This is a genomic window from Amycolatopsis sp. N2S4-7 (assembly GCF_058119595.1).
On the sequence record NZ_CP172299.1, the window covers coordinates 4,327,195 to 4,340,843 of the forward strand.

At 73.2% G+C, this 13,649-nt stretch carries 11 protein-coding genes; 5 read left to right on the forward strand and 6 right to left on the reverse strand.

Annotated features, from left to right (window positions below; translation table 11 throughout):
• Nucleotides 1-18 precede the first annotated feature (18 nt).
• Complete coding sequence (locus ACH54P_RS20255) at nucleotides 19-720, forward strand: IclR family transcriptional regulator (protein ID WP_051183801.1); 702 nt, start codon at nucleotides 19-21, stop codon at nucleotides 718-720.
• A gap of 684 nt (nucleotides 721-1,404) precedes the next feature.
• Here ACH54P_RS20255 and ACH54P_RS20260 read toward each other — a convergent pair.
• Nucleotides 1,405-1,719: a nuclear transport factor 2 family protein gene (locus ACH54P_RS20260; protein WP_489914974.1), complete on the reverse strand. Its 315-nt coding sequence runs from the start codon at nucleotides 1,717-1,719 to the stop codon at nucleotides 1,405-1,407.
• Nucleotides 1,720-1,840: 121 nt separating this feature from the next.
• Between ACH54P_RS20260 and ACH54P_RS20265 the strand changes: the two genes are divergently transcribed.
• Both ACH54P_RS20265 and ACH54P_RS20270 read left to right on the forward strand, forming a co-directional pair.
• Nucleotides 1,841-2,086, forward strand: a complete 246-nt coding sequence (locus ACH54P_RS20265) for a hypothetical protein (RefSeq protein WP_489914976.1) — start codon at nucleotides 1,841-1,843, stop codon at nucleotides 2,084-2,086.
• A 60-nt stretch (nucleotides 2,087-2,146) separates the two neighbouring features.
• Nucleotides 2,147-2,725, forward strand: a complete 579-nt coding sequence (locus ACH54P_RS20270) for a hypothetical protein (RefSeq protein WP_489914978.1) — start codon at nucleotides 2,147-2,149, stop codon at nucleotides 2,723-2,725.
• A gap of 93 nt (nucleotides 2,726-2,818) precedes the next feature.
• Here the strand turns inward: ACH54P_RS20270 and ACH54P_RS20275 are convergent, their stop codons facing one another.
• Nucleotides 2,819-4,879 (reverse strand): glycoside hydrolase family 3 C-terminal domain-containing protein, encoded by a 2,061-nt coding sequence (locus tag ACH54P_RS20275; RefSeq protein ID WP_489914980.1) that lies wholly within the window; start codon nucleotides 4,877-4,879, stop codon nucleotides 2,819-2,821.
• Nucleotides 4,880-5,041: 162 nt separating this feature from the next.
• Between ACH54P_RS20275 and ACH54P_RS20280 the strand changes: the two genes are divergently transcribed.
• A complete protein-coding gene (locus ACH54P_RS20280) occupies nucleotides 5,042-5,536 on the forward strand; it encodes a hypothetical protein (protein ID WP_489914982.1) in 495 nt (164 codons plus the stop codon).
• Nucleotides 5,537-5,559: 23 nt separating this feature from the next.
• On the forward strand, nucleotides 5,560-6,039 hold the full coding sequence (locus ACH54P_RS20285) for a hypothetical protein (protein WP_489914984.1): 480 nt from the start codon (nucleotides 5,560-5,562) through the stop codon (nucleotides 6,037-6,039).
• Nucleotides 6,040-6,100: 61 nt separating this feature from the next.
• Here the strand turns inward: ACH54P_RS20285 and ACH54P_RS20290 are convergent, their stop codons facing one another.
• From ACH54P_RS20290 to ACH54P_RS20305, 4 genes are read right to left on the reverse strand one after another with little or no spacing between them, the layout of a single operon-like run.
• The gene (locus tag ACH54P_RS20290) at nucleotides 6,101-7,078 is read right to left on the reverse strand and encodes a hypothetical protein (RefSeq protein WP_489914986.1); all 978 of its coding nucleotides are present in this window, start codon (nucleotides 7,076-7,078) and stop codon (nucleotides 6,101-6,103) included.
• Nucleotides 7,075-10,479: an AAA family ATPase gene (locus ACH54P_RS20295; RefSeq protein WP_489914988.1), complete on the reverse strand. Its 3,405-nt coding sequence runs from the start codon at nucleotides 10,477-10,479 to the stop codon at nucleotides 7,075-7,077. Before ACH54P_RS20295 ends, ACH54P_RS20290 begins: the two co-directional genes overlap by 4 nt.
• Before the next feature lies 1 nt (nucleotide 10,480).
• Nucleotides 10,481-11,641 (reverse strand): exonuclease SbcCD subunit D, encoded by a 1,161-nt coding sequence (locus tag ACH54P_RS20300; protein ID WP_489914990.1) that lies wholly within the window; start codon nucleotides 11,639-11,641, stop codon nucleotides 10,481-10,483.
• 34 nt (nucleotides 11,642-11,675) lie between these two features.
• Nucleotides 11,676-13,418, reverse strand: a complete 1,743-nt coding sequence (locus tag ACH54P_RS20305) for an ATP-binding protein (RefSeq protein ID WP_489914992.1) — start codon at nucleotides 13,416-13,418, stop codon at nucleotides 11,676-11,678.
• Nucleotides 13,419-13,649 lie beyond the last annotated feature (231 nt).

Below are 13,649 nucleotides of genomic sequence, written 5' to 3' on the forward strand. Positions count from 1 at the left end.
GGACGCTAGTATCGGGTCGTGGGACAGCATAGCGGTATCGGAGTACTGGACAAAGCAGTGGCCGTCCTCCAGGCGGTCGCGGACGACCCCTGCGGCCTCGCGGAACTGTGCACGCGGACCGGCCTCCCGCGGGCCACCGCGCACCGGCTCGCGGTGGGCCTGGAGGTGCACCGGCTGCTGCGCCGCGGCCCGGACGGGCGCTGGCGTCCCGGTACCGCGCTGGCCGAGCTGGCGGGCGGTTCGACGGACCCGCTGCTCGACGCGGCGGGCGTGGTGCTGCCGAAACTGCGGGACGTCACGGGCGAAAGCGTGCAGCTGTACCGGCGTGACGGCGTCCAGCGCGTGTGCGTCGCGACGGCGGAGCCGCCGAGCGGGCTGCGCGACACGGTCCCGGTGGGTTCCCGGCTGCCGATGACGGCCGGTTCGGGAGCGAAGGTGCTCGCGGCGTGGGCGGACCCGCACACGCAGCGCACGATCCTGGCGGACGCGGTTTTCGGCGAGCGGACACTGCTGGAGGTCCGGCGCCGGGGCTGGGCCCAGAGCGTCGCGGAGCGCGAGCCGGGTGTGGCGAGCATCTCGGCCCCGGTCCGCGACTCGGCGGGCACGGTGGTGGCGGCGGTGTCGGTGTCCGGCCCGATCGAGCGCATCGGCCGCAAACCGGGAGCACGATGGGCGGCGGACCTCCTCGCGGCGGCGGATGCGCTGCAGGAACGGCTCTGAGGGTTCTGTCTCGACGGCCTCGCTTGTCCACAGGGTGGCTGTGATGTGGACAAGCGGGCCTGGGCAGGGGGCTTTTCCGGCTTTTTGTCAGGCAGGCCCGATAGGCTGGACGCGGGGCCGGACCCCCGGAGAGGGCGGGGGCTGCGCTTGCTCGGGCGGCTCGGCCGGCAGATCCGTGTTCGGCGCCCCAGCCCAGGGTCAGCGGTGACGGTGGTGGCGCACTTATGCGCCGCACGATCGTGAAGTCCACCGACACCCAGCCCGCTGGGTTCACGGCGGTCAGTAGAGCCGCAGCACCGCGCCTCCGGTGCCGTCGTCGGCCATCCGGCGATGCCAGGCCAGGTGATGCCTTCGACCATCGCGCGCACCGGGTTTGTCAGACGCGCACTAGCCGTAGCCCAGGGCGGTCGCCGGTGATGCTGGGCCAGGCCGGGACACGATGCGCCCGCCTGCGACGCGGCGCGGACCTTGTGGCCGCCGCCGTCGAGGGCGTGGCCGGGCTTTGACCTCGACCTGCGCCAGGTCCCCGGGTGCGGCGGGTTCGGAGCGGCGAGCTGACCGCAGGTGGCCCGATCGAGGCGGCGAGGCGAGCAGCGCGTCAGGATCCGAGGACCGCCGACGGATTCAGGCCGAGCAATGCGAGCGGCCGCGAGGCCGAACTTCAGTGATCCCGACGCGGTACGGCTAAGCCTGGCCGGTCTCGAAGCGGGCTACCTTTCCGTCCCGCACCACGAACCGCCAGCGGGTTCGCATCGCGCCCCACGTCGAGTTCGAGTAGTTCGCCGTGAACTTCCGGCCCTCGTCCTCCGCCGTCTCCACCTCCAGGTGGCCTTGGCTGGAGAAGATCTCGCGGTCCGTCCACTCCTCGAGGTCGCGGTCGGTGCCGTCGTCGGACATCGTTGCGTCCGGGGTCAGCGTGGCCCGGAACGCTGCGCGGTCGCCCGCGTTCAGCGCGTCGATGAACGCGCGCACCGCCGGGTCGGCGATCTGGTCCGTCATGGCCTCATTCCAGCAGGCGGCGGCCGCGGGTGCACCTTTTCGGGGGAACCCGGCGAAAGTGGCGTATTCGGTGACGGCGGTCACGTCTCCTAGGAGTCAGCACCACAGAGGGGGGACGACCATGGTGAACCGAAGGGCGTTGGCGATGTTGCGGGCGGTCGGCGCCGGACGAGCCGAGCTGACCTGCAGCTGCGAACCGGACCTGCGGGTCGACGGCCTGCCGTGCTGTGATCAGACCACCGCGCACGAGCTGGCACGGGCGGGGCTGATCCGGCCGGCGCAGGTCGTGGCCGTCGGGCAGTGGGCGCGGGCCGAACTGACCGCCGAGGGCCGGCTGGCGCTGGGCGGGACGCTCGCCGCGGCCTGAAGGCAACCGTTCGGCCGGCTCGCGCGTGTATCCGCGAAGGATCACCGCGAGGGGGAACCCATGAAGATCGCTGCGGGGCTGCTGCTCGCCGCCGGCCTGGTGCTCGCCGCCTGTTCGGGCACGACGCCGGCGGCGCCGACCGTCACGGTGACCGCGGCCGCCACGCCGCCGTCCACGCCGGCCGCCGACCCGGCGGCGCTGAACTGGATGGACGGTTTCTGCGCCGCGGTCCACGGCTACCGCCAGCGCACCAACCGCGAAGCCGAGCCGGCGAAGCCGCAGCCGGGCTCGGTCGCGGAAGCGCAGAAGGCCCTCAGTACCGAACTCGGCGGGATCGCGGCCCGGACCGGCGAGGTGGTCGACAAGCTGGCGGCGCTGCCACCCGCGCCGGTGCCGCTGGCCGAGACCGTGCGGAAGGCGTTCGCCACGAAGTACACGAAGGCGCGCGACCGCGCGGCGAACGCGAAAGCCGAACTCGACCGCGCGAAGCCGGGCGACCAGGCCTCACAGGACCCGGCCGTGGCCGCGCTCGAACAGGCCCAGCAGGACGTCGACGGCGCCTACGACCCGGTCGCCCCGATGACGGAATCACCGGAACTCATGCTCGCCGCCATCCAGGCTCCCGGCTGCAAGGCCTGACCGCCGCCGCGCTCACCGGCCTCGGTCCTGCGGTCCCCGTGGACGCGCAGGGCACCCCCTGCTCCGGCAGTACACAGCGCGGACCGGCCGCCGTCAGCGCCGGTTCAGCGGCGCCTGTAGCGGCAACGAGCGCGACGAGTCGCCCACCTGCACCGTGAACCCGCCCCGCACCGGCTGCCACGCGTGGCTGCCCGTGTCCCACACGGAGAAGTCGCGCGCGTCGAGCCGGATCGTGACGCGCTTCGCCTGACCCGGGGCCAGCTCCACCCGCTCGAACCCCTTGAGCTGCCGGGGCGGCTCGCCCGCGGCCGCCGGGAAGCCGAGGTACAGCTGCGCCACCTCGGCGCCCGCCCGGTGACCGGTGTTCCGCACCGTGAACGTCGCCGTGGCGCCGTCGCCGGTGTTCTTCACCGTCAGGCCCGAGAACGCGAACGTGGTGTACGACAGGCCGTGGCCGAACGGGAACAGCGGCGTGCGGCCCTGCGCGTCGAACCACCGGTAGCCGACCTGCAGACCCTCCGAGTACGTGGCGACCCCGTCGACGCCAGGGAACTGCGCGGGCGTGTTCGCCGGCGTGTCCGCGTCCGCCGCCGGGAACGTGATCGGCAGCTTCGCCGACGGGTTGACGTCGCCGAAGAGGACGCTCGCCACCGCCGCGCCGTCCTGCTGGCCGGGGTACCACGCCTGCAGGATCGCGGGCACTCGCGAGGCCCACGGCATGAGCACCGGCCCGCCGCTCTTCACCACGACCACCGTGTGCGGGTTGGCCTCGGCGACCGCGGCGACGAGGGCGTCCTGGTTGCCGTCCAGGGCGAGGCTCGGCCGGTCCTTGCCCTCGGTCTCGTTGTCGCCGACCATCACGACGCTGACGTCGGCGGCGCGCGCCAGCGCGGCCGCCCGCGCCGGGTCGCTGCCGTCGTCGAGGGTCACGGTGGCGCCGGGAACGCGCTGCCGGAGCCCCGGCAGCGGGTCCACTGTGGACGTCGGGATGACGGCGGAACTGCCGCCACCGCCGGTCTTGGCCTTCGTGGCGAACGGCCCGACGAGCGCGATCGACTTCACCGAAGAGCTGAGCGGGAGCTGCGCGTGCTCGTTGCGCAGCAGCACCATGCCGCGTTCGGCGAAGTCCTTCGCGGCGGCGTCGTGGCGGGCGGTCGGCAAGGGCGAAAGCACCGGCGGGTGGTCGAACTGCCCGAAGGCGAACATCGTGCGGAACCGCGGCAGCAGCAGCTCGCCGACCCGCTGTTCGGTGACCTGCCCGGCGAGCACGGCCTGCTTCATCCGGTCGCCGTACCAGGTGCCGTCGATCATCTCGAGGTTCATGCCCGCGTTCGCCGACCCGACGGTGCTGTGCGCGGCACCCCAGTCGGACTGGACGAATCCCTTGAACCCCCAGTCGTCGCGCAGCTTGCCCTGCAGCAGTGCCGGGTTCTCGCACATGAAGACGCCGTTGATCTTGGGGAAGGCGCACATGACCGAGCCCGCGCGGCCTTCGGTGACCGACTGCTCGAAGTGCGGCAGGTAGATCTCGTTGAGGGTGCGCTCGTCGATGTGCTCGTCGATGGTGAAGCGCTGGGTCTCCTGGTTGTTCGCCGCGTAGTGCTTGACCTCGGCGATGGTGCCGTTCTCCTGGATGCCGCGGATGTCGGCGGCGGCCAGCGCGCCGGCGAGCACGGGGTCCTCCCCCATCCCCTCGAACGTCCGGCCGTTGCGGGGCACGCGGGCGATGTTGATGTCGGGCGCCTCGGACACGTTGTGCGCGAGCGCGCGGGTTTCGCTGCCGATCAGCCGGCCGTACCGGCGCGCGACGCCGGTGTCGAACGTCGACACCAGCGCCATCGTGGCCGGCAGCGCGGTCGCCGGTTTCTGCGGCTTGTCGTCGGCCGGGCCCATGCCGGCCGGGCCGTTGGCGATCCGGAAGCCGGGCACACCGAGACGCGGGATCGGGGGCACGTACCGCTGGTGCTCGGCGTCGGGCTGCAGGTGCAGCTGGGAGATCTTCTCGTCGAGGGTCATCGCCGCGATCAGCTCCGCGGCCCGGCGGTCGGGCGACTGGCGCGCGTCGCGCCAGGGTTGGGCGTCCGCCACCGCCGTCGCCGGGGCCGCCAGCGACAACCCCAGTACCGCGGCAAGAACCAGCCGGCCGTTGCGCATCGAGTCTCCCTCGCCACCGAACGGGACCAACGGCGGCCAAGTTAACGCATATGTGATGGGGAAACATAGTCTCGATTGTCGTTCACGTACTTGAACGCGAAATGGACTCAACCATTTGCCCGGCTCAAACGTGGAGGAGGCGAGAACGGAAGGGGAGCGACCTTGCTCAAAAAAGCACTGATCGGCCTAACGGTGGCGGCCGCGTCTTCGCTGGCGCTGGCGAGCCCGGCCGGTGCCGCGGAAAAACCCACCTGGAGGCTGACGGCAAAGGTCGAGCCGGGCGGCACGGTCTACGCCGCGACCTACGCGGCGATCGACGGCTGTCCGGCGAGCACCCCGGCGACGTCGCCGGGGTTCACCGAACCGCTCGAGTGGACCGGCCGGGGGATCTGGGACCGGTACAGCGGGGAAACGACGGCGATCGAGACGCCGGGCACGTACACCGCGCAGTTCACCTGCCGTGACGGCCAAGTGCTGACCGCGGAGTTCACCATCACCGGCACCCCGCCGACACCCACGACGACCACGCCGAAGCCGCCGACGAAGACGTCCACCGCGAAGCCGAAGCCGACGGCCACGAAGCCGAAGCCCGCCAAGCCGCAGGTTGCGGTGAAGCCGTCCGGCGCACCACAGACCGGGGACGGCTCGCTGAGCTGACCTCGACCGAGAGGGGACAACGCATGCTCAAGAAGACATTGATCGGGGTACTGGCGGTGAGCGCGGCTTCACTGACGCTGACGACCCCCGCCGCCGCACGCGAGTCCGTCTGGTCGCTGACCGGAGAGGTCGATCCGGGTGGCGTGATCCGCGCCGAGACACGCGCGGCGGTCGACGGCTGCAACCCGGCCACCCCGGCCACGTCACCGGGCTTCACCGCGCCGCTGCAGTGGACCGAAGGCGGCAACTTCGGCGCCCACCGCGGCGGGACCACCGCGATCGAGACGCCCGGCACCTACACCGCGCAGTTCACGTGCGCGGGCGGAGAGGTGCTCACGGCGAAGTTCACGATCCGGGGCACGCCGCCCACGTCGACGACCGCCAAGCCGAAGCCGACGGCCACGAAGCCGAAGCCGACGTCGAAGCCCGCCAAGCCGGCGAAGCCGCAGGTCGCGGTGAAACCGGCCGGAGCGCCGCAGACCGGGGACGGCTCGCTGAGCTGAGTCCCCGAAGGACACCCCGGGACGGTGCGCAATCCCCAGGCCACCGTCCCGGGGCCCGGTCTCAGCGGGCCGCGGCCAGCCGCAGCGCGCGGTAGACGAACTGCTGGTCCCCGAGCCGGTGGCGCAGGTCGCGCTCCAGCCCCGCGATCGGGTACAGGTTCTGCGGCGCCCGCGAGTCCTTGTACGGCACGGACGCGAACCGGCCCAGCACCGACTGCGTGAGGTTCGCCAGCGCTGCCACCTCTTCGCGGCCGAGGTGCGGCGCCGCCTCGACGCGCACCACGCCCGCCCACGGCGGCCCGCTCGCCGACGGCAGCCGCAGGTACCACGAATGCCGGACCCACGTCGTGCCCATCAGGAACACCGGCGTGCGCTGGTGCGGGCCGAGCCGGCCGACCATCGCGTTGAGCTCACCGGGCAGGTACGTCGTCTGGTGGCTCTTGATGAACCCGACCGCGCGGGGCAGGTGCGTGCGCCCGCTCAGCGGGCCGTCGACCACGAGCAGGTCGCTCCCGGCGTGCCCGGCGATCGCCGCCCGCGCCGCGGTGGCCGTGTCCAGCTCGGCCTCGGCCAGCTGCTCCTGCAACGCCGACGACAGCACCACCGCCAGCGGCTTGTCCTCCTTGGCCGCGGCGCGGAACGCCCGGTACACCCCCGCCGAGGTCGGGATGTCGCCGGCTTCCGGAGCCACCGTGAAGACCCCTCGCCGGACGTCGGTCGCGACGACGTGCGCCTGTCCCTCGCAGCAGCACACCACCCCGGCCGCGTAGGACGCGCAAAGCCCGATGGACGCCGAATTCGTCTCCGCCGGGTCGTCGATCCAGACGCGGGCGTCGATCCGGCGGACGCCGTCGACGAACAACACCGCGTCCGGCGCCGGCACCGGTGACGGATCGATGGGCGCCCACTCTTCCACGGGCACCTCGACCTCGAGCTCGACCTCGGCGCCCGACCGCGCCAGCTCCTCGGCCTCCATCGAGCTGCCGTAGCCGGGGTCCCAGCTGTCGATGCTGAAGTTCATGCCGGCGACCGCGGTCACGCGCCCTCCCTGCTGATGTGCGAGCCGGTGCCGTCGCGGGTGACCTGGAACCGCACCGGGACGCGCTCGGCGAGCGCCGGCACGTGCGTGATCACCCCGACCATCCGGCCGCCGGTGGCGGCGAGGTTCTCCAAAGTGGACGCCACGACGTCGAGGGTGGCCTCGTCCAGCGTCCCGAAGCCCTCGTCGAGGAAGATCGACTCCAGCCGGGTCGCGCCCTCCGCGGCCATCGCGCCGAGCTGGGACGACAACGCGAGCGCCAGCGAAAGCGACGCCTGGAACGTCTCCCCGCCGGACAGCGTCTTCACCGGGCGCCGCGCGTCGGCCTCGTTGTGGTCCACCACCAGGAAGTCGCCCTTGTCGTGGGTGAGCTCGAACTGGCCGCCGGACAGTTCGAGCAGCGACGCCGACGCCTCGGCGACCAGCGTGTCGAGCGCCCCGGCGATCAGCCAGCGCGGGAACTTGTCCGAGCGCAGGAGATCCGCGAGCAGCCGCGCGACCTGCGCTTCGGACTCCGCGGCCGCGATGTCGCCCCGCAGGCCCTCCACCCTGGCCAGGCGCCGCCGCATCTCGGTGTGGTCGGCTTCGGCGCGCGCCCGGGCCGTGGCGACGGCGACCGGGACGCGCTCCCGCACCGCCCCCGCCTCGTCCAGGGGAACGCCATGCGCGGTGACGTCGTCGACGACGGCGCGTTCGGCCGCCCGCAACGCTTCGGCGGCTTCGCCCTCGGCGGTCGTCGCGACGGCCAGGCGCTCGCGGTGCTCGTCCGCCTGCCCGGCTGCCCAGTCCGTGAGCGCGCTCCAGGCGTCCAGGAGGCTCCCGCCGTCGATCGGCGGGGCGCCGAGGCCGACCAGCGGGTCGCGCGCCCGGGACAGCCGCTGCCGCTCGGCGTCGACCTGTTCGCCGATGCTCGCTTGGGCTTCCGCGGCCTGTTTCGCGGTCGCGCGGGCCGTGCGCAGGGTCGCGTCCGCTGCCCGCGCGGCCTGTTCGAGCTCGGCGACCCGGGCGAGCTGCTCGGCGACGACGTCGGCCGACGGTGCTTCGGCGAGCGTCGCGACCAGTTCCCCGTGCCGGCGCCGGGCGGTGGCCAGCTGAGTGCTCGCCGACTGTTCGGCGAGGCCCGCGTCGACCGCCCTGGTCCGGCGCTGCTCGGCGTTCCGCTCGGCCGAAGCGAGGTCGTCCGCCGCGACGAGGGCTTCCTTGCCCGCGGCTTCGGCGGCCGCTTCGAGCGCGGCCAGCGCCGTCCGCCGGGCTTCGAGCGTGGCCGCCGCCCACGCGGTCAGCCGCTGCCAGCCCGCCGGGACGTCGTCGCCGTCGATCGCGGGCGCGCCCAGCTCCACCAGCGGATCCCGCGCCGCCCGCAACGCCTCCCGGGCCGCCGTGAACGACTTTTCGACGACGTCGGCGTCGTTCTGCGCCGCCGCGCGTTCGGCGCGGGCCGCGGCCAGTTCCGCGTCCGCGGCGCGCGCGGCTTCGGCGACGCGCGAACGGCCGTCGATGGTCGCCGACAGCCATTCGCCGCGGGCGCGCACGGCCGCGACGAGGTCCGCGTAGTCCTGCTCGGAAAAAGAGACCTCGACCGGGCGCCGCAGCGCCGGTGACTCCGGCGGCCCCGCGACTCCGGCGAGGACCACACGCAGTTCTTCCGCCTGCGCGGCCGCGGAGGCGGCCGAGTCGGCGTCGCGGTCCACGGCCCGTTCCAGCGTTCGCAGCGCGGACTCGGCGGCGGCGCGGTCCCGTTCGGCGCGCTCGACGCGGTCACGGGCCTCGGCCAGGTGGGCGTGGCCGACGGCGTCCGGCAGCGTCGTGACTTCCTGCTCGCACACCGGGCACGCGTGCCCGACGGCGAGCCCGGCCCGCAGCACCAGGGCTTGCCCGGTGCGTTCGGCTTCGGCCAGCGCGGCCTTCGCCGCGACGAGTTCGGCGTCGGTACCCGCGAAGGCGCTTCGCGCGGTTTCGAGGTCCTTCCGGCGGGCGGCCTGTTCGGGCGCGGCCTTCCGCTGCGCCTCGCACACCGCGTAGAGCGTGCGGGCGTCCGAGCGCGCGGCGGCGAGCGGGGCGACGTCCGGCTGCGCGGCCAGTGCCGCGCGCGCTTCGGCGTCGGCGGCTTCGGCCGCGCTCAGGCGGGCGGCCGCATCCTTCGTGCGCTTCGCGACGCGCGCCGCGTCCGCCGTCAGGTCCCCGAGGTCCTTCGGCGGCCGCAGCCCGGCCAGCCGATCGCGGTCCTGGCGGGCGCGCGCGGCTTCGGCGGCCGCGTCCTCGGCGGCCCGGGCCGTGGTGTCCCGGGTTTTCCGGGCCGCGTCGACGGTGGAGACGGCTTCGGTCACCGCAGCGGCGGCGGCCTCCTTCGCCCGCAACGCCGTCTTCGCCGCCTCTTCCAGCCCCGGGAGGGCCGTTTCGGTCTCGGCGAGTTCCGTGCGGGCGGCGCGGATCCGCTCCAGCTCCCCACGGTCGGGCGCGGCGGCCAAGGCGGCCCGAGCCGTCTCGTCCGCCGTTTCGGCCTTCTCCAGCCCGGTTCGCGCGGCCGTCGCCGCGTCCGCCGCGGCCCGGCGCCGGGTTTCGAGGTCTTCGACACCGTCCGGGCGTTCCAGCGCGTCGAGAACGCCCAGCTCCCGCGTCAGCGTCGCGACGCGTTGGCGGGCTTCGTCGTGCGCGCGGGTCGCGTCGTTCAGCCCCGGCAGCGCCGCGGTCACCCGGGCGTCCAGGTCCGCGAGAACGGTCATCCGCGTGGCGAGTTCCCCGACGGCCTCCTCGGTCGCGTCGGCGTAGCTGCCCAGCTGCTCGGTGAGGACGGCGGCGCGCTGCTTCTGCTGCTCCGCCGTCACCCCCGCGCGGCGGCCGATCCGCTCGTAGACCTCCAGGCCCAGCAGCTTGATGAGGATCTTCTGCCGGTCGGCGGCCTTGGCGTGCAGGAACTCCGCGAAGTCGCCCTGGGGCAGCGCCACGCAGGTGCAGAAGTGCTTGAACGTCAACCCGAGCAGGCGCTCGATGGCCGGGGTGACCTCGGAGTCGGCCGCGACCGGGTCGGCGGCGTCCTCCGGCCCGCCGAGCGTGGCCGGGTCGGCGAGCCGTTCCAGGCGGACGTTCTTCACGCTGACCGTGGGTTTCTTCCCGCCGCTGCGCCGGACTTCGCGCACGACGTGGTAGCGCGCGCCGCCGGCGTCGAACACCAGCCGCACGGTCGCGCGGTTCGCCGTCGGGGCGAGCGCGGGCGCGACGAGGCCTTCGTGGTCCCAGCGGGCGACGGAGCCGTACAGGGCGAAGGTGAGCGCGTCGATCACCGTGCTCTTGCCCGCACCGGTCGGCCCGACGAGCGCGAAGTAGTCCGTGTCCTCGAAGCTGACTTCGGTCTTCTCGCGGAACGACGCGAAGCCGGTCATCTCCAGCAGCACAGGCCGCATGTCACACCCCGCTCGTCTCTTCGTCGTGCAGCCGCGCGAAGAGCGCCTGCACGCGCTTGTCCTCGACCGTCCGCTCCTCGCAGTAGGAGGCGAACAGCTCCCCCGGCGAGCGGTCCGCGACCGCCCGTTCCCCGCCCGACGTCGTCACCGGCGCGGCGAACTCCGGGTCGATGCGGATCTCCAGCGCGTTCGGCAGGGCTTCCTGGATCTCCTCGCGCAGCCCGGCCCTGGTCGCTTCGCGGACGTAGACGCGGAGGTAGTCCTCGCCGAACTCCCCCGCGCGGCCGGTCAGTTCCGCCACCGTGCCGTGGACGGTCCGCAGCCGCCGTCCCGAGGTCAGCAGGATTTCGGTGATCTTCGCCGGCGTCGTCGGCGTCACCTCCACCGCGAGGACGACGCTCTTGTTGTCCTGTTCGCCGAAGTCGACGGCGAACGGCGAACCGCTGTAGTGCACCGGGCACGCGGCGGGCAGCGACTGGCGCCGGTGCAGGTGGCCGAGCGCGACGTAGTGCGGTTCGGCGCCGAACGCCGTCGCGGGCACGTGGTACTCGAAGATGGACTGCGCCGCGCGCTCGCCGCCGCCCATCGTCCCGCCGGTGACCGTCAGGTGCGCCATGACGAGGTTCACCGCGCCGCCGGTGAACCCGGACTTGAGGTGGTCCAGGATGTCGCGCACGCGCTGGTCGTACTCGCCGACGTTGTCCGCCGGGGTCCCGGCGAGCAGCTCGGCGGCGCGGACCGCGTAGCGCTGCGAAAGGAACGGCAGCACGGCGACGTTGACGCGCTCGCCGGTCGACCGGGCGTCGAACGACACCACTCCGCCGTCGCTGACGGGCCGCGGATCGCCGGACAACTGGATGCCCGCGGCCCGCAGCAGCGGCCGGTACGCCTCGAACGTCGCGGCGTGGTCGTGGTTCCCCGCGATCGCGAGGACCTCGGCACCGGTTTCGCGCAGCGCCATCAGCGCCCGCACCACGAGTTCCTGCGCGGCGGCCGACGGCGCCGACGTCTCGTACAGGTCGCCCGCGACGAGGATCGCGTCGAAGGGCTGCTCCCGCGCGATCCGGACGATCTCGCCGAGCACGGCGCGCTGCTCGTCCAGGCGGTTGCGGCCCTTGAGCGTCTTGCCGATGTGCCAGTCGGAGGTGTGCAGGAACTTCACGCGGCGTCCTTCCGTGCGGGATCGGGCCGGGGCATCAGAACGGCGGCGGGTCGTCGTCGAACGGGTCGGCGCCGCGCGTCGGCAGGCCGGCGAAGGGATCGGACTTCCTCGACGTGGCGGTCGTCGTCGGGATCTGCCCGGCCTCGGAAAGCCGCGTGGCCCAGGCCGGGAACGGGAAGCCGACGGCGATCGGCACCGGGATCTCCGGCTGGCTCACGAACATCGTGCCCGGTGTCGCGAGCGTCGCGCGGACCCGCTGGCTGGCCGGGAGGAAGCCGTACTCCGGGCGCGAGGCCTCGGCGGCGTCGAGACGGCCGACGATCCGCACCGAGCTGTTGCTGACGATGCGGCGCTCGACCTCGCTGGCGGTCTGCTGCGCGCCGATCAGGATGACGCCGAGGGAGCGACCGCGCTCGGCGATGTCGAGCAGCACCTCCTTGATGGGGCTGCTGCCTTCGCGCGGCGCGTACTTGTTCAGCTCGTCCAGCATGGTGAACAGCAGCCCGCCCGGGCCGGCCGCCTCCTTGCGCGCGGTCTCCGCGGCGAGCGTCACGCCGACGACGAACCGCTGCGCGCGCTCGACGAGGTTGTGGATGTCCACGACGGTCACCTGCTGGTTCTCCGTCGACAACTGGCGCGCCGGGTGGTCGGTGAGGTCGCCGCGGATGAGGCCGGACAGCGCGCGCTGGCTGGAGCGCAGGCGGCGGATGAAGGCGTTGACCGTGCCCGCGCCGGTGACCGCGCCCGCCCAGCTCGCGCGGGTTTCCTCGTCGGTGACGCGCTCGCAGATGACGTCGACGAGTTCGGCGTAGGTGCGGCACAGCACGCCGTCGACGTTCGCGGCACCGTCCGTGCCCGCGGGGGTGCTGTCCAGGCGCAGGCGGTTCGCGACCTGGTGGATGACCATCGTGTACTGGTTGCGCTCGTCCTCGGCGTCGGCGAAGACGTAGGGCAGCAGGTCCTTGGCGCAGAACTCCGCGATGGTCCACCAGAACGCCCCGACGCCGGACGTGCGCCCGGTGACGTAAGGCTTCCCCGTGGTGTCCGACGGGGTCGGCGGCGCGTAGAAGCCGACGGACGCGAAGGGCTCCGCGGGCAGCCCGAGCTTGGCGTACTCGGCCTTGAGCTTTTCGTCGAGGTGGACGTTCGGGGTGTCGAGGAACAGCAGGTCCTCGCCCTTGACCGAGAACACCAGGGCCTTGGCGTTGTGGGCGTTCGGGAGGGCGCCGCCGCGGAAGATCGAGTGCAGCAGGAACAACGCGAACGACGTCTTCGTGGCGACGCCGGAGACGCCGGAGATGCTGACGTGCGCGCCGCGGGTGCCGTCGAGGAAGTCCATGTTGAGGAAGACGGGTTCGCCGTCCCGGCCCAGGCCGACCGCCACCTGGCGGGTCATGTTGTCGAAGTACAGCGCCTGCGCGCGATCCTCGCCCACGGCGCGCTGGACGACCGACCCCGGCCGCGGCGGCACGTAGCACTCGGGCTCGACGCGGGTGGTGGCGATCTCGGCGATCTCCTGGACCTGGGCGGGCAGGACGCCGTCGGAGATCAGGAAGACGTCGCTGCCGAAGCTGGCCCCCTCGTGCCGCGCGCTCACCTGCGTCACGACGCCGTAGGAGGTGACTTCGCCCAGGCCGGGCAGTTCCCGCCGGGTCACGACGACGTCGTCGAGCTGCAGATAGGCCTCCGGGTCGATGGCCACGCAGAACTGCAGCGGCGTCGAGTCCTCGGTGCCTGCCACCCGTCCGACCACGGTGGTGAGCGTCTCCTGGTCCACGGTTCTCCCTGTCCGCCCGGCGCTTCCTCCGGCCGCAGACTAGCTCGCCGGACCGACAGTCCCGCGCCCAACACGGCGTTGCGGGCGCCGGGTACTCGCGCCGTCACCGCAGGCCACGCTGCGCCGAACGAGTGAGTTCACCCTACGGGGAAGATCCTTTTGCCGTCACAGGCATTCCGGCGGGCTTCATCGGTTGCGCCGCAACGCCCGCTGCCGGGCTTCTGCCCGGCT

Excerpts from the sequence above, each read along its gene's own strand:
- ACH54P_RS20260 (WP_489914974.1), bottom strand. The coding sequence starts at position 1,719 with ATGACGGACCAGATCGCCGACCCGGCGGTGCGCGCGTTCATCGACGCG.
- ACH54P_RS20265 (WP_489914976.1), top strand. The coding sequence starts at position 1,841 with ATGGTGAACCGAAGGGCGTTGGCGATGTTGCGGGCGGTCGGCGCCGGA.
- ACH54P_RS20270 (WP_489914978.1), top strand. The coding sequence starts at position 2,147 with ATGAAGATCGCTGCGGGGCTGCTGCTCGCCGCCGGCCTGGTGCTCGCC.
- ACH54P_RS20275 (WP_489914980.1), bottom strand. The coding sequence starts at position 4,879 with ATGCGCAACGGCCGGCTGGTTCTTGCCGCGGTACTGGGGTTGTCGCTG.
- ACH54P_RS20285 (WP_489914984.1), top strand. The coding sequence starts at position 5,560 with ATGCTCAAGAAGACATTGATCGGGGTACTGGCGGTGAGCGCGGCTTCA.
- ACH54P_RS20295 (WP_489914988.1), bottom strand. The coding sequence starts at position 10,479 with ATGCGGCCTGTGCTGCTGGAGATGACCGGCTTCGCGTCGTTCCGCGAG.